The following is a 15,388-nucleotide window of genomic DNA, read 5'->3' on the forward strand; positions in this document are numbered from 1 at the left end:
TCGTGATCCGGCGGTGGCTGCCCGCACCGCACTGGCCGACGGTGCGCGCCCGGCCCCGGTTCGACGCCGGGCCGCTGCTGCTGATCGCGGTCGTCGTCGCCTCCGTCGTAGTGTTCGCCGGCGCCGTGCCGCCGCTGATCCGGGCCACCGCCGACAGTGCCGTACAGGACGCGGTACGCCAGGCCGGCGACGACGCCGCGGTCCGGGTGTACGCGGGTTGGGAGCCGGACGCCGGGCCGAACGGCGGGCGGGTCCGGGACCCGTACCTGGCCGAGACCGTCGACGACCTGGGCGGGATGGCCGAGGACGAACTCGGGCCGGAGCTGGCGGCGATGCTGCGGCCCCCCGTCACCACCGTCACCAGCGAAACCTTGAAGATCACCGACGGAAGCGTGCAACGCACCTTCCAGCTCAGCTATCTCGGCGGCGGTGCCGCCTCGACCGGCGGCGGGCCGGCTGTCACCTGGATCGCCGGCGAGGCGCCGCAGGCGGTCGTTCCGGAGTGGAAGAACCGGATCGAGGTCCCCTACGGCGGGCCGCCCTGGCCGGTGCAGGTCGGCCTGTCGAAGGCGGACGCCGAAGCGCTCGGCGTCCGCCCCGGCGACCGCATCCCCCTCGAAGACCAGCAGCGGAACCAAAAACACGTCGAGGTCAGCGGCATCTTCGAGGCGACGGACCCGGACGATCCGGCCTGGCGGCTCGCGCCGTGGCTGTTGCGGCCCGTGCCCGGGGTGGACGGGGTGGGCAGCACCCGGCTCGCCGGGCTGCTCTCCGCCGACTCGCTGCCGGACGCCCGGCTCGCCTTCGAGGACGACGAGCTGGACCGGGTCGTCTGGTTCGGTCCGGACCCCGGTGCGCTCGGCCAGGAGTCCGCCGCGCGGGTCGCCGCGACCGTTGTCGCCCTGAAGAGCACCTCCGGTTCGTACGCCGCCTATGGCGGCACGCTGCGTTGGGAGACCCGGCTCGACAACGTGCTACGTGATGTCCGGACCCGGATCGCCGCCGCCACCGCGCAGGCGTCGGTGCTGCTGATCGGGGTGCTGACCGTCGCGGTACTGGTGCTGCTGCTCGCCGTCGACCTGCTGGTCCGGCGCCGCGCCCCGGCGCTGGCCGCCGCCAGGCAGCGCGGGGTCGCCCTGCCTGATCTCGGCACGGAACTGCTCGTCGAGTCCGCCGTACTGGCGCTGGGGGCCGCCGCGGTCGGGCTCGGGCTGGCCGCTGCGGTGGCCCCGGGTGTCTCGTTGGGCTGGGCGGCTCCGGTGGTCCTCGCCGCCGTCGTCGCCGGTCCGGTGCTCGGCACGCTCGCCGCCGCCCGGGCCACCCGGGGACGGCGCGTCCTCGCCAACCGGGCGGCCCGCCGCTGGGTCCGCCGCACCGGCGAACTCCGCCGGGCCACCCTGGAGGCCGGGCTGGTGGCCGCCGCGGTGGCCGCGTTCGTCGCCCTGCACCAGCGCGGAATCCTTCCGGCGGTGCCGGCCGGCGCGCCGATCGGTCCGGACGCCGGTCAGGACGACGGCCTGGTGCTGCCGGCGAGCGCGCCGGCACTCGGTGCGCTCGCCGGTGCGCTCCTTCTGCTCCGGCTGCTGCCGGTCGGCACCCGGCTCGCGCTGCGGCGCTCCCTGCGGTCCCGCCGCCCGCTCGTGGTGTTCGGCACCGCGCGGGCGGCCGCGACCTCGGCCCGGGTGCTTCCGCTGCTGCTCCTGGTGACCGCCGTCGCGCTGGCGGCGTTCACGGTCACCCTCCAGGCCACGGTCGTCCAGGGGCTGACGGCCGGTGCGTGGCGTACGGTCGGCGCCGACGCCCGACTCGACGTCGTCTCGGCGGACGCCGACGCCACCGCAGGGGTCGCCCAGCGGATCGCCGCCGCCCCCGGGGTCCGGCAGGTGGTGGTCGCGGAGGTGACCGACGGGGACCGGATCACCGCCGAATCGGCGGTTGTCGCGCCGCGTCTGATCATCGTCGACGCCGCCGCGTTCCGGCGGCTGCTGGCCACGACGCCGCTGCCGGACGGGCCCGAACTCGACCGGCTCGCCGCGCCCGGTTCCGGTCCGGTGCCGGCGCTGGTGCGTTCCGCCGACGGCGGACTGCGGCCCGGCATGCGGTTGGAACTGCGCCACCGGGACGGCCCGGCGGTACCGCTCGCGGCGGTCGGCACCGCGCCGACCGTCGGCGACGTCGACGACCTGGTAATCGTCGACGCCGCCGCCGTTGCCGCCGCCGGGCTTCCGGTCGTGCCGAACACGGTGTGGGCGGCCGGGCCCGGCGCGGCCCGGGCGGTCGACGACAACGCCGCCGCGGGCGACACCGCCGTCCGCGCGGAGGTGCTGGCGCAGCGCCGGAACGCACCGCTCTCGCTGGGACTGCTGCGGCTGGGCTGGGTCTCGGCCGGCATGCTGCTGGCGATGGGGCTGCTCGGGCTCGCGCTCGGCGCGGCCGCGAGCGCGCCGGAGCGGTGGCAGACGCTGACCCGGCTGCGCACGCTCGGGTTGCGGCCGGTGGACGCCCGCTGGGTCGCCGCGGGGGAGCTGCTGCCGCCGGTCGCCGTCGCCGCGGTGGCCGGGCCGCTGTTCGGGGTACTGCTGGCGAGTCAGCTGCCCGGCCCGCTCGCGCTGCGGCGGCTGACCGGGCAGGCCGCCGACCCGGCCCTGGCGCTGCCGTGGTGGCAGTTCGGGCTGCTCTGCGCCGCGCTGCTGGTGGCGGCCGTCTCGGTGCTGCGCATCGAATTCGCGTTGCGGCGTCGCTGGCGCCTCGGTGAGGTCCTGCGGGCCGGCGGGGGGTAACTCAGCGTCGCAGGGCGTCGTAGGAACGGATAGCTCAGCGCCGCAGGGCGTTCTCCACGATGCCGGCGTACCCGACGTGTCCGGCCCGGTTCGGGTGGTAGGACTCGCCGATCGGGTTGGACGTGCCGTTCAGCCACTCGACGTCGTCGCAGACCGCGTGCCCGGTGAAGGGTCCCCGGGCGTCGACGAAGGCGAATCCGTGCGCGGCGGCCCGCGCGGCGACGGTGCTGGCGAGCAGGTCCGCGGCGGCGTTGAGTTCGGCCTGCTCACCGGGGGAGATCCGGGCGATGATGTTGCACTCCTCGCCGTTGAACAGCCGGGGGTAGCCGACCACCGCGACCCGGGCGTTCGGGGCCAGGCCGCGGATCCGGGAGTAGAGCTGGTCGAGCCGGCCGGGCAGGGTGTTCCGGATGGCGTTCTCCGCGCCGTCGATCTGGGACCAGCAGGTGGTGGGCCAGGGCAGCGCGCACTGCACGATCACCGACGACCAGCCGATGTCGTTGCCGCCGGCCTGGACCGTGACGTAGTTGGTGGCCGGATTCAGGCTGCCGAGCTGCCCGTTGAGCACGCTTGAGGTGGTGGCTCCGGCGCAGGCGGGGAAGCTGAGCGTGGCGCCGAGCCGGGCGGCGTCGAGCACCGGGTAGGAGTGCCGGGAGCGCTGGCAGGAGCCGCTGTCCGAGTAGTACTCCCGGGTGCCGGTGCCGGAGGCGTACGAGTCGCCGAGCGCGGTGTAGGTGGTCGCCGCGGCCGAGGCGGGCGGGGCGGCCAGGCCGACGGCGAGGGCGGTGACGAGGGGGACGGTGAGGGCGGCCAGCAGGGGAACCAGGGGACGAGGCAGCGACAAGGTTGGCCTCCTGACATAGGCGAATGTAGATGTCAGGTTGGCAGCTTCCTGCGCCCCACGGAAGTAGCCGTGCAGGTTTCTCTCCTGCCGTTCACCCCCGGTTACGGCGCGCGTCAGCGGGCCGCGATGGCGTGGAACGCACCGGCCCGGGTGCCGAGGTAGATCCGGCCCCGCCACACCGCCGGGGTCGACTCGATACAGCCGCCCAGCTTCACCTTCCACAACGGCTTCGGCGCCGCAGTGGTGTCGGCGACGTCGTACCCGTGCAGCACGCCGGCACAGTCCCCGATCACGAGTACGTCGTCGACCACCACCGGCGACTGCCAGGTCGGGCCGGGCAGCTCGAAGCGCCACCGTACGTCCCCGGTCGCCCGGTCCACGCCGAGCACCTCGCCGCCCTGGGTGTCGAAGATCGCGATGTCCCGGTGCAGCGCCGGGCTGCCCCAGACGCCGGCCGGCCGACGGGCGTGGTCGTCCACGTGCCACACGCTCGGGTCGCCCGCACGCTTCGGGTCGAGCTTCATCATCTGTCCGACCTGCTTCGACCTCGCCGTGCCGCGCTCGTACTCGGAGCCGACGTAGAGCGCGCCGGTCTCGTCGACCGCGATCGAGGCGTCGGTGTCGTCACCGGTCCAGTACCGGAACACCCGCTTCGGCTTGTGCCCCTGCTTCAAGCCGCTGATGTCCCAGCCCTGCACCAGTCCGCCGGAGTTGGCGAAGTAGACGGTGTTGCCGGAGACGGCCACCGAGTTCTCGATCGAGACCATCCGGTCGTCCACGTCGCGGAGCAGTCGCGCGTCCCAGCCGGGCGCGTTGAACACCAGCTTCGGCTTCACCGTCACCCTGCCGTCGCTGCCGTACCTGCGGTTGAGCTTGACGATGTGGAACTGGCTGTTCTCGCCGCCGAGGAAGAGGTGGTCGTCGAGGACCAGGCCGGCGCCGTCGAAGTCGTCGTTCCACAACGTCGGCGAGACCGCCCGGGCGGAGAGCTTCCACAGTTCGGTCGGGCGGCCCCGGTCGATCGCGATCACCCGGTAGTAGTTGTCCCGCGAACCGGAGTAGACCAGCGGATACCCGTCCGGGTCGACGGTGACCGAGCCCTTGATGATGTCCCCGGTCGGGAAGTCGGGCAGGATCCGCTCGCCACTCTCGGCGTCCAGGAAGTGAATCCGGTGGTCGTACGCCCCGAAGACCACCCAGGTCCGCCCGTTCCGCTCGAAGACGGCGGGTTGGCCGGTCCAGCCCGTACCGCACCAGGTGCGGGTGCCCTTCTCGTCGGTGGACTTCCCGCACAGTCCGCCGCTGCCCGGAAACCGCCACTGCCGGGTCGGGGTGGTCCGGGGCATCGGGCCGGTGCCGTAGTACGTCCGGGTGGGGTTGCCCCGGAAGGTGAGCAGGCCGGACACCTTGTCGCCGTACGGCTTGCCGACGCGGGCCGGATCCGACCAGCCGGTGAAGGCGACAGGTGCGGCGCTGCCGCTGCCCTCCGGGGTGGGGCTGGCACTGCCCGACCAGCTCGGGGTGCTCCCGGGCGTGGCGCCGCCCGACTCGCAGGAGGTGAGGCCGAGCACGGCCACCAGTCCGAGCGCGACGATCCTGGTCGCGGCCGGGGCGGATCCTGAACGCGGTCGTCCGGTCACCGCAACAGTGTGCCTACCGAGCACAGACAGCGACAGGGGCGCCATTCGGTCTGACCGATGTCGGTTCGTTCCGGCGGGCTCCGGTCCTCGATCGGCGGAGCCGCGATCCGGTGAACGGAGGATCCCGGCGCGCGGCCGGCCGACGGCACCTTCCGCACGGGTCGCGGAAGCCCCGTCGGCCCACGTCAGCGGGGTTGTCGCGGGGGCGTGGAGGGGTAGCTGGTGCCGTTCTAGGCGGCCTGCACCATACGCCCGTTGTGCTCGGCGGTGCGTCGGTCGGAAATCTGACTTAACATCACCCGTTGTGCCGCTGATCCAGGGTGGTTAAGCTCCTTGGTGCGCGCCCCAATCGCCCGCTTCCCCCGTGGCAGGCGATCGGGGCGCGCACCTTTGTCCGCGCATCTTTGTCTATGGCCCGGGTCGCCTCCGGGTCAGCCCTTCCCGCGAGATCACCCGTGCCGCCACCGCGTGTCCGGCAGCAGCCGACGCAGGGCGGAGAACCATCCGACGCCCACCCCACCTCGCCCCGGTCGTCCACCGTGGAGCCGTCCGCCGCACCTCACGGCCGGCAAGCGGCTCCGGACGGCGGCCCCGCCGGCCGGGAGCGGCCTCCCGTGGACCCTGGTCGCCGGCTCCGGGGCAATCAGATCCAGCGGTTGCCGAGCCACATCCGGGTGGACCACTCGGCGTACGGCAGGAGCTGCCCGACGAAGATCGGATAGAAGTACGCGAAGCAGATCGCCACCAGCAGCACGTAGGTGCCGGCGATGATCGCGCCGATCATGCGACGGTCGCTGGTCCGGCCGTCGGGTTCGCCGCCACCCGACGATCCACCGGCCGCCCCGGCGCCGGCCGTGCCCGCTGCCTCGCCACCGGAGGCGTCCGCCCCGGCACCGGAGGCGTCCGCCGCCCCGGCCGCGTCCGGTGGTCGGGCGTCGGACAGGGTGCCGGGATCGACGGCGGCGGCCGGGGCGGTCACCGGTGCCCGGGGCGGACCGGTGATCACGCCCAGCACGTAGGTCACCGCCAGGATCATGAACGGCACCACCGGCGCGACGTAGAAGAAGAACATCGTCCGGCCGTCCAGGGCGAACCAGAACCACGGCAGCAGGCCGGCGGCGACCGGCAGCAGGATGGCCAGCGGCCGCCAGTCCCGCCGGGCCAGGCCCAGCCAGGCGACGGCGGCCAGCGCCGGCAGGAACGACCACCAGAGGATCGGGGTACCCAGCAGCAGGATCTCCGAGGCGCAGCTCGGGGCTCCGCAGGTGCCCTGGTCGGACCAGTGGAACGCGACCGGCCGGCCGAGCAGCAGCCACTGCCACGGCCAGGACTGGTAGACGTGCTTGTCGCTGAGGCCGGAATGGAACCTGAGCGCCTCTTCGTGGTAGTGCCACAGGTTGAGCAGGCTGCCGAGGACCGGTGGACTGGACTGGCCGGTGTCGGCCCGCCAGTTCCGGAAGTAGCCGTTGTCGCTGGCGAACCAGCCGGACCAGGTGGCGAGGTAGACCAGGGCGATCAGCACCCCGGCGCCGACCAGCCAGAGCCCCTCGTCGACGATGGTGTCCCGCCACGGCCGGCGTACTCCGACGGAGCGGCGGGTGCCGACCTCCCAGAGGACGACGAGCAGCGCGAAGACCGGTATGAAGTACAGCGCGCTCCACTTCACCCCGAACGCGCAGCCGAGCAGCACGGCGGCGAGCAGGCGCCACCACGGCACCCCGTCGGACCACCGGAACGGCGGCCGGTTGCGTCGCCCCGGCTGGCTCGGGTCGAGCCCGCCCTCGATCGCCCGCAGCCAGCGCTTCCGCCGGACGTCCCGGTCCACCACCAGGGCGCCGAACGCGGCAAGCACGAAGAACATCAGGAAGATGTCGAGCAGTGCGGTGCGGGAGAGCACCAGGTGGAAGCCGTCCAGCGCCATCAGCAGCCCGGCGGTGCAGCCGAGCACCGTCGAGTGGAACATCCGGCGGGCGATCCGGACCAGCAGCAGTACCGAGAGGGTGCCGACCGCCGCCGCCGAGAAGCGCCAGCCCAGCTCGTTGTAGCCCCAGATCTGCTCGCCGATCGCGATCATCCACTTGCCGAGCGGCGGGTGGACCACGTACGCGGCGGTGTTGTTCTTCTCGTCCCACTCGATGCCGCGCAGCAGCAGGTTGTGCGCGTCGGTGGCGTAGTAGATCTCGTCGAAGATCTTGCCCTTGGGGCTGCTCAGCCCGACGAAGCGGAGAATGCCGGCGATCAGCACCACCACGGCGGTGGCCAGCCAGGACCAGGGTTCGAGCCGGGCGTCGAACGGGGCCAGCCGGCGTCTGACGATCGCCGGCACGCCCCCGCCGAAGCGGTCGGGGCGCTCGCTGCTGGTTGTCCCGCCCGGGGTGGCCGAGCTCACCTCGACCACCGGGGCTGCCGGCGGCCCTGCGGCGCCCGGGCCATCGGTCTGCGCTGTCGACGCCAGAGTCACCCCGTGATCGTAGGCTGCCAAGGTGTGAAACGGGGCACGACGCTCGCTATGTGCGATGACAGCTATCGATGAAGGTGATATTTGGTGATGAAATCGTCCGGTAACGGCCGGTTGATCCTGCTTGGTGCGCCGCTCGGCAACCCCGGCGACGCCTCGGCACGGCTGCGGGACGCCCTCGGCGAGGCGGACGTCGTCGCCGCCGAGGACACCCGCCGGCTCACCAGGCTGGCCCGGGACCTGGGCGTCACCATCACCGGCCGGATCGTGTCGTACTTCGAGGGCAACGAGGAACGCCGTACCCCGGAACTCGTCGACGCCGCCCGCGACGGCGCGCTCGTGGCGCTGGTGACCGACGCCGGGATGCCGAGCGTCTCCGACCCCGGCTACCGGCTGGTCCGGGCCGCCGTCGAGGCGGGCGTGCCGGTCTCGGTGGCGCCCGGCCCCAGCGCCGTCACCACCGCGCTCGCCCTCTCCGGCCTGGCCACCGACCGGTTCTGCTTCGAGGGTTTCCTGCCCCGCACCGGCGGCCCGCGTCGGGCCCGGCTGCGGGCGCTGGCCGCCGAGGAGCGCACCCTGGTCTTCTTCGAGGCCCCGCACAGGATCGCCGGGTCGCTCGCCGACCTGGCCGCCGCGTTCGGCCCGGAACGGCCGGCCGCGCTCTGCCGGGAACTGACCAAGACCTACGAGGAGGTGCTGCGCCGGCCGCTGGGCGAGCTGGCGACCTGGGCCGCCGACGGCGAGCCGCGCGGCGAGATCACCCTGGTGGTCGCGGGCGCCCCGGCGGTCGCCGCCCCGGTCCCGGCCGTCGCCGACCTGCGGGCCGCGGTCGCCGACCTGGAAGCCGGGGGTACGTCCCGACGCGACGCGATCACCGCCGTCGCCACCGGGTACGGGCTGCGCCGCCGGGACGTCTACGCCGCCGTGCACGCCCCGGCCGCCGACTGAGTTCATAGGCGGGCCGTGCGCCCCCCGGCCGCCGACCAGGTTCAGTAGGCGACTGAAGTTCTGTAGGCGGCGGAGGTTCTGTAGGCGACTGAGGTTCAGTAGGCGACTGAGGTCCTGTAGGCGGCGGAAGTTCAGTAGACGGCGGCCAGGAAGCCGGCGGTGAGCAGCAGCGGACCGGCGACGCTCGCCAGGGTGGCGGCGTGCCGGCTGCGCCGCTCGGGCAGTCGACGCGCCCCGGTGGCCCAACCGGCTCCCGCGCAGCAGAGCAGCACCATCCCGAAGCCGAGCACCCAGCGCAGGTGCAGCAGGCCGGTGCCCGTCCCGACGTACGCCTTCCCGCTCTCCACCCCGGTCGTCCGGGCCGTCAGCCGGCTGCCGAACTCCCGGTGCGCCCCGTCGACCCCGACCAGCCGGACGTCGTGCACCCGCAGCCGGCCGCTGTCGGCGCTGAAGTCGCCCCGGCAGTGCTGTGCCAGGCCCCGGCCGACGCAGCTCTCCACCGTCGCCGTACCCAGCTCGCCACGTCCGGCGGCGAGCCAGAACGGTTCGGCGCTGACCCAGGCGAAGAAGGCGGCGACCAGGGAACAGAGGATCACGCCCGCGAGGCCGAGCGCCGGGTTCCGCTGCGGCTTCGGCGGCCGGGGTCCGCGCTGCCGGGCCCGGGTCGCCGCCGGCTCCTTCCGGCGGCCGTACCAGGTCCGGGGGGTCGGCTGCACGGGGGTGCCGTCCCAGTGCACCTCCTCGATCGGCAGCCAGAAGTCGTCGTCGTCGTCCTCCTCCCCGGCCGACTCCGGGTCGGCGCCCGGCGGGGCGGTGGGGAGTTGCCCGGTGGGCCGGTTCCAGGACGGAGCGGTGGCCCGAGGCGCCCGCTGGGGCAGGATCGCCAGCGGCGCACCGGTGGTCGGCTCGATGCCGGTTGGCCCGGCCGGGGCACCCGGGGCGCCGAGCCAGGCGGAGCCGAGGGCGGGGGTGGCGCCGCGGAACGGCCCGACGGGCGCGGGCTCGTAAGCCGGGGCCGGTTCCGGGACGGCTTCGGGACGGGGCGGCTGATCGGCCCCGGAAGGGCACGGCTCGACGTCGGAAGGGCACGTTTCCGCTGCTTGCTGCCCACCCTCGTGGCCCGTCACCCGTCCATTGGACAACGCTGGCCCGGCCCGGTCGGGCAGCTCAGACCGCGTGTCGAAGGGGAAAAAAGTCGGATATCAGTCTGAATATTGGCAGGTTGAGGGATCTTTCGGCCGACGCCCTGCCGACGCCCTGCCGACGCCCTGTCAGCGCCGTGTCGCCGGCCGGCCGCCGGGCTGGTCCGGGTGGTCACTACGCTTGTTTTCATGAGTCACGTTCTCGCGGCGGTTGCCTGGCCGTACGCCAACGGCCCGCGCCACATCGGCCACGTCTCCGGCTTCGGGGTCCCCTCCGACGTGTTCAGCCGGTACATGCGAATGGCCGGGCACGACGTACTCATGATCAGCGGGACGGACGAGCACGGCACACCGATCCAGGTGCAGGCGGACAAGGAGGGGGTGACCCCGCGCGAGCTGGCCGACCGGTACAACCGGGTGATCGTGGAGGACCTGCACGGGCTGGGCCTCTCCTACGACCTCTTCACCCGGACCACCACCCGCAACCACTACGCCGTGGTGCAGGAGCTGTTCGAGGCGCTGCACCGCAACGGGTACATCGTGCCCAAGGTGACCATGGGGGCGATCTCGCCGTCGACCGGGCGCACCCTGCCGGACCGCTACATCGAGGGCACCTGCCCGATCTGCGGCTACCCGCACGCCCGGGGCGACCAGTGCGACAACTGCGGCAACCAGCTCGACCCGATCGACCTGGTCAACCCGCGATCGAAGATCAACGGCGAGACGCCGCAGTTCGTCGAGACCGAGCACTTCTTCCTCGACCTGCCCGCCTTCGCGCAGGCGCTGGCGAAGTGGCTGGACAGCCGGGAGGGCTGGCGACCCAACGTGCTCCGCTTCTCCCGGAACCTGCTGGACGACCTCCAGCCCCGGGCGATCACCCGGGACCTGGAATGGGGCGTACCGATCCCGCTGGACGGCTGGCGCGACCGCAGCGACAAGCGGATCTACGTCTGGTTCGACGCGGTGATCGGTTACCTGTCGGCGTCGATCGAGTGGGCGCGCCGCTCCGGCGACCCGGAGGCGTGGCGGCGCTGGTGGTCGGCGGACGGTCCGGGCGGGGACGCCCGGGGCTACTACTTCATGGGCAAGGACAACATCGTCTTCCACTCGGTGATCTGGCCGGCGCTGCTGCTCGGCTACGACGGCGAGGGCGACCGGGGTGGCGAGCCCGGCGGCCTGGGCCGGCTCAACCTGCCGACCGAGGTGGTCTCCAGCGAGTTCCTGACCATGGAGGGGAAGAAGTTCTCCTCGTCCCGGCAGGTCGTGATCTACGTACGCGACTTCCTGGCCCGGTACGACGCCGACGCGCTGCGCTACTTCATCGCCGTCGCCGGCCCGGAGAGCCAGGACACCGACTTCACCTGGGCCGAGTTCCTGCGCCGCAACAACGACGAACTGGTCGCCGGCTGGGGCAACCTGGTCAACCGCTCGATCTCGATGGCGGCGAAGAACTTCGGTGCGATCCCGCCGGTCGACCCGGCCGGGCTGACCGAGGCCGACGAGGCGCTGCTGGCCACCGCCCGCGCCGGTTTCGACACGGTCGGCGACCTGATCGCCAAGCACCGCCAGAAGCAGGCGATCGGCGAGGCGATGCGGGTGGTTGCCGAGGCGAACAGATACCTGTCCGAGCAGGCGCCGTGGAAGCTCAAGGGCGAGGCCGACAAGCCCCGGATGGGCACCGTCCTGCACGTCGCCCTCCAGGTGGTCAGTGACGCCAACACGCTGCTCACGCCCTTCCTGCCGCACTCGGCACAGCGGGTGCACGAGCTGCTCGGCGGCACCGGGGTGCACGCGCCGATGCCGTCGATCGTGGAGGTCGAGGACCTGGACGGCGGACCGTCGTACCCGGTGTTGACCGGGGACTACACGGTCGGGGCGAAGTGGGGGTCGGCACCGGTCGAGGCGGGGCGCGCACTGGCCGCGCCGAAGCCGGTGTTCCGCAAGCTCGACCCGTCCATCGTGGACGAGGAGCTTGCCCGGCTCGGCGACTGATCCGGGCCGCCCGGTACGATGCGGGTCGTGACCGCGCCCAGTGACGGAAGCAAGCCCCAGATTCGGCATGACGTGCCCACCCCGGCCCGGATGTACGACTACTGCCTCGGCGGCAAGGACAACTTCCCGGTCGACCGGGCAGCGGTGCTGGCCGTGCACAAGCAGTTTCCGGAGGGGGTGCACGAGGCCCGGAACAACCGGCTCTTCCTCTACCGGCTGGTCCGCTTCCTGGCCCGGGACGCCGGCATCCGGCAGTTCCTGGACATGGGCAGCGGGCTGCCGACCCAGGCGAACGTGCACCAGGTGGCCCAGCGGTTCCAGCCGGACGCCCGGGTGGTCTACGTCGACAACGACCCGATCGTGCTGTCCCACGGCCGGGCACTGCTCGCCGACGACCGGACCACCACCGTGATCGCGGCCGACATGACCGAACCGGAGCGGATCCTCGGCGACCCCGAGACGCGGAAGCTGATCGACTTCTCCGAGCCGGCGGCAGCGCTGTTCCTCTCGATCGGCCACTCGATCGTCGACGACGAGAAGCTGCGCAGCATGTTGGAGACGGTCTGGGCGGCGCTGGCCCCCGGCAGCTACCTCGGGTTCTCCCAGGTCTGCGGGATCGACCGGGCGACGGTCGAGGAGGGCAACGAGATGACCAGGCGGCTCGGGCTGTCCTGGCGCAACCGCACGGTCGAGGACGTCACCGAGTTGCTGCGCGGGCTGGAGCCGGCGGAGACGATCGAGCCGGGTCTGGTCCAGGTCGTCGAATGGCGTCCCGACCCCGAGCAGCCCACGCTGGCCCACGTCGACGAGCCGCTGCGGCCGTACCTGGAGTCGCCCCCGGAGAACCAGCGGTCGATGGAGTGCGGTGTGGTGTTCCGCAAGCTCTGACCATCCGCCCGAGAATGCACCGATGGCACGGTTGACTCCGAAGATCGCGGGCTCGGCCCGCTTGCCGCGCCTGACGGCCAGCGGAATCGTCGCCGTCCTGCTGCTGGCGACCGGCTGTGACGGCAGCTCCGACGACGCGCCCGAACCCGCACCGACCGCCTCCGCCAGCAGCCAGGCCGGTCCGGGCGGTCCAGCCGGTCCCGGCGGCACGGTCGAGCGTCGGGTCACCGTCGGCGGTGCCGAGCGCAGTTTCCGGCTTCACCAGCCGGCCGGGCTGGCACGCTCCACGGCGGTACCGCTGGTCGTGATGCTGCACGGCGCACTCGGCACCGCCGCCCAGGCCGAAGAGGCGTACGGCTGGAACGCCGCCGCGGCCCGGGAGGGGTTCCTCGTCGCCTATCCGGACGGGACCAGGCGGACCTGGGCGGTCAGCGACGGCTGCTGCGGCCCCGCCGTCCGGGCCGGGGTCGACGACGTGGCGTTCGTCGAGGAGGTGGTCCGGTCCGTGGCTGCCGAACGGCCGGTCGACCCGAACCGGGTCTACGTCACCGGCATCTCCAACGGCGGGATGCTGGCCTACCGGCTGGGCTGCGAGAGCACCACCTTCGCCGCCATCGGCCCGGTCGCCGCCACCAGGCTGGGCGACTGTCCGTCCCCGGCGCCGATCTCGCTGATCCACATCCACGGCAGTGCCGACCGGACGGTGCCGTACGGCGGCGGCCCCGGCAAGCGCGACAACGGCGGCACCGGGGACCGGCCGGTCAAGATGGACGGTCCGGCCGTGCCCGAGCTGGTCGCGCAGTGGCGGCGGACCGGCGGATGTGCCGAGCCGACGGTCGGCAGCTCCGGTCCGGTGACGACGAGCGAGAGCACCTGCCCGGGTGGCCGGGCCGTGCGGCTGGTCACCGTCGACGGGGCCGGTCACCAGTGGCCGGGCGCGGCGCACCGGCCGTCCCGGGGCCCTGGCCTGCTCGACCTCGACCCGCCCTCGTCGGCGCTGTCCGCCACCGAGACGCTCTGGAGCTTCTTCGCCGCCCACCCGAAGCCGCCACCACCAGCCCGGTAGCCCGCCACGGACCTCACAACGGCACTCCCGGCCAGCGGCGGTGCTGCTCCACGCGAGACTGTCGAGCTGCCCCGCCTGTGCTCCCGGCGCGCCAGCCCGCCTGTGCGCCAGCCCCCCGGCGGGCCAGCCCCCCGGCGCGCCAGCCCCCCGGCGCGCCAGCCCCCCGGCGGGCCAGCCCGCCTGTTGCTCCCGGCGCGCCGCCTGCTCCGCCGTCCGAGCTACGACCTTCACCTGGACAACAGAGGCGCTACCCGGCATCGGTAACGCCTCTGTTGTCCAGGTCACCGATCCACAGGACGGCCACCGACCACCCGCGACGGCTACCGGCGGGGGCGGCTGCCGGTCGGCGGTTATCGGCGGGGGTTGGCGCGTACGGAGTGGACGAAACGGCGCCAGGGGGAGGGCGGAAAGGTGAGGACCGGGCCGTGCGGGTCCTTGCTGTCGCGTACGGCGACCAGGTCGGGCAGGTTGTCGGCGACCTCGACGCAGTTACCCTCCGCCCCGCTGCGGCTGCTCTTGCGCCAGGCGGCGCCGGTCAGCTCGGCTCGGTCGATCATCGTCTCTCCCCTGCGAACGATCCGATCACGTCGTTCGATTCTGCCTCCCAGAGGGCGAGCCGGGCGAGGTCCTTCCAGATGGCGTCGTACGCGTCGATGTCCTGCGGCCGGTCGAGATAGAGCGCCCCGGTCGGCCCCTCCTGGTAGACCATCGGCGGCTCGGCCCGATCCGGCCTCGGCTGCGGGAACGTGAGCAGCACGAAGGCGCCTCCGGCCGAGGCGCGGTGCGGCCCGACGGCCAGCGGCAGCACCCGCAACCGGATGTTGGGGTGCTCGTTCAGCGCGGCGAGGTGCCGGAGCTGCTCGACCATCGCGGCATGGTCGGCCAGCGGGCGGCGCAGCACGGCCTCGCTGAGCACGACGTCGAGCCGTGGCGCGGCCGGGCGTCGCCGGGTCAGCAACCGTTGCCGCTTGAGCCGCAGCTCGACCCGCCGCTCGCGGTCCTCGTCGCTCCAGTCCGGCCGGCCGATCCGCATCACCTCCTCCATGTAGCGGCGGGTCTGCAACAGTCCCGGCACCAGCTCGCCGTCGTAGTGCCGGATGTGGTCGGCGTGTTCCTCCATGCTGACGTACAGCTCGAACCAGTCCGGGACGGCGTCGCCGTACGCCTGCCACCAGCCGTCGGCGGTCTGCCGGGCGAGGCTGACAAGCGTCTCGGTCAGCTCCGGCGACGCCTGGTAGGCGTCGCAGAGGGCCCTGACATCGGGGGTAACGCACCCGGCTCAGTCCACTCTCGATCCGCCAGATCTTCACCGTCGAACACTCCGCCGCCGCCCCGGCGGTCTTGATCGTAATGCCGCCCTCGTCGCGGAGCTGGCGCAGATAGCGACCGAGCTGCCGCCGGGGCACGGTCGTCCGGTCCCGGTCCATAGCGGGTTCCTTTCGCCGATCCTGAATGCGGTGCAATTGCAGAATGAAATGCTGCCGTGGCGCGAGCGGAAGAAGTGCCGGCCCTGGTGCGGCGTTGACGAGCCGCCGGAGTCGGCAGCCGAGCTGGAATTCGGCGCCGGTCATCGACACGGATATTAGCGGTGCCTATTCGCGTTGGACAGCGGCGAATCGCGAATTGCGGT

At 73.0% G+C, this 15,388-nt stretch carries 10 protein-coding genes and 1 pseudogene; 5 read left to right on the plus strand and 6 right to left on the minus strand.

Going from position 1 to position 15,388, the window contains the following annotated elements; all coding sequences use genetic code 11:
• Positions 1-2: 2 nt before the first annotated feature.
• Positions 3-2,780 (plus strand): FtsX-like permease family protein, encoded by a 2,778-nt coding sequence (locus ACN28A_RS18130; RefSeq protein ID WP_421396662.1) that lies wholly within the window; start codon positions 3-5, stop codon positions 2,778-2,780.
• Positions 2,781-2,814: 34 nt separating this feature from the next.
• Here ACN28A_RS18130 and ACN28A_RS18135 read toward each other — a convergent pair whose 3' ends face one another.
• The 3 genes from ACN28A_RS18135 to ACN28A_RS18145 form a co-directional block, all read right to left on the minus strand.
• Complete coding sequence (locus ACN28A_RS18135; protein ID WP_421396664.1) at positions 2,815-3,624, minus strand: SGNH/GDSL hydrolase family protein; 810 nt, start codon at positions 3,622-3,624, stop codon at positions 2,815-2,817.
• Positions 3,625-3,737: 113 nt separating this feature from the next.
• Positions 3,738-5,264: a PQQ-binding-like beta-propeller repeat protein gene (locus ACN28A_RS18140; RefSeq protein ID WP_421396666.1), complete on the minus strand. Its 1,527-nt coding sequence runs from the start codon at positions 5,262-5,264 to the stop codon at positions 3,738-3,740.
• Positions 5,265-5,907: 643 nt separating this feature from the next.
• Entirely contained in the window at positions 5,908-7,662 is a 1,755-nt protein-coding gene (locus tag ACN28A_RS18145) for a dolichyl-phosphate-mannose--protein mannosyltransferase (protein WP_421404473.1), read from the minus strand.
• Positions 7,663-7,812: 150 nt separating this feature from the next.
• On the opposite strand from ACN28A_RS18145, the gene rsmI reads away from it, so the two are divergent.
• Positions 7,813-8,670 carry a 16S rRNA (cytidine(1402)-2'-O)-methyltransferase gene (gene rsmI / locus ACN28A_RS18150; RefSeq protein WP_421404475.1) on the plus strand — a complete coding sequence of 286 codons (858 nt, stop codon included), beginning with the start codon at positions 7,813-7,815 and terminating at the stop codon, positions 8,668-8,670.
• 131 nt (positions 8,671-8,801) lie between these two features.
• Here the strand turns inward: rsmI and ACN28A_RS18155 are convergent, their stop codons facing one another.
• Positions 8,802-9,797 (minus strand): hypothetical protein, encoded by a 996-nt coding sequence (locus ACN28A_RS18155; protein ID WP_421396667.1) that lies wholly within the window; start codon positions 9,795-9,797, stop codon positions 8,802-8,804.
• Positions 9,798-10,001: 204 nt separating this feature from the next.
• Here ACN28A_RS18155 and metG point away from each other — a divergent pair, with 204 nt between their 5' ends.
• The 3 genes from metG to ACN28A_RS18170 are packed head-to-tail and all read left to right on the plus strand — an operon-like array spanning position 10,002 to position 13,758.
• Positions 10,002-11,804 (plus strand): methionine--tRNA ligase, encoded by a 1,803-nt coding sequence (gene metG, locus ACN28A_RS18160; RefSeq protein WP_421396668.1) that lies wholly within the window; start codon positions 10,002-10,004, stop codon positions 11,802-11,804.
• A gap of 27 nt (positions 11,805-11,831) precedes the next feature.
• Complete coding sequence (locus ACN28A_RS18165) at positions 11,832-12,692, plus strand: SAM-dependent methyltransferase (protein ID WP_421396669.1); 861 nt, start codon at positions 11,832-11,834, stop codon at positions 12,690-12,692.
• A 22-nt stretch (positions 12,693-12,714) separates the two neighbouring features.
• Positions 12,715-13,758: an alpha/beta hydrolase family esterase gene (locus tag ACN28A_RS18170; protein WP_421396670.1), complete on the plus strand. Its 1,044-nt coding sequence runs from the start codon at positions 12,715-12,717 to the stop codon at positions 13,756-13,758.
• A 350-nt stretch (positions 13,759-14,108) separates the two neighbouring features.
• Here the strand turns inward: ACN28A_RS18170 and ACN28A_RS18175 are convergent, their stop codons facing one another.
• Positions 14,109-14,315, minus strand: a complete 207-nt coding sequence (locus ACN28A_RS18175; RefSeq protein ID WP_421396672.1) for a DUF397 domain-containing protein — start codon at positions 14,313-14,315, stop codon at positions 14,109-14,111.
• Positions 14,312-15,185 (minus strand): annotated as a pseudogene (locus ACN28A_RS18180) (helix-turn-helix domain-containing protein). Before ACN28A_RS18180 ends, ACN28A_RS18175 begins: the two are co-directional and overlap by 4 nt.
• Positions 15,186-15,388 lie beyond the last annotated feature (203 nt).

It is taken from the genome of Plantactinospora sp. WMMB782, from assembly GCF_049179135.1.
Taxonomy (GTDB): Bacteria; Actinomycetota; Actinomycetes; order Mycobacteriales; family Micromonosporaceae; genus Plantactinospora.

Bases quoted from the DNA above. Each gene is read 5' to 3' on its own strand.
- ACN28A_RS18170 (WP_421396670.1), top strand. From the start codon at position 12,715: ATGGCACGGTTGACTCCGAAGATCGCGGGCTCGGCCCGCTTGCCGCGC.
- ACN28A_RS18175 (WP_421396672.1), bottom strand. From the start codon at position 14,315: ATGATCGACCGAGCCGAGCTGACCGGCGCCGCCTGGCGCAAGAGCAGC.
- metG (WP_421396668.1), top strand. From the start codon at position 10,002: ATGAGTCACGTTCTCGCGGCGGTTGCCTGGCCGTACGCCAACGGCCCG.
- rsmI (WP_421404475.1), top strand. From the start codon at position 7,813: ATGAAATCGTCCGGTAACGGCCGGTTGATCCTGCTTGGTGCGCCGCTC.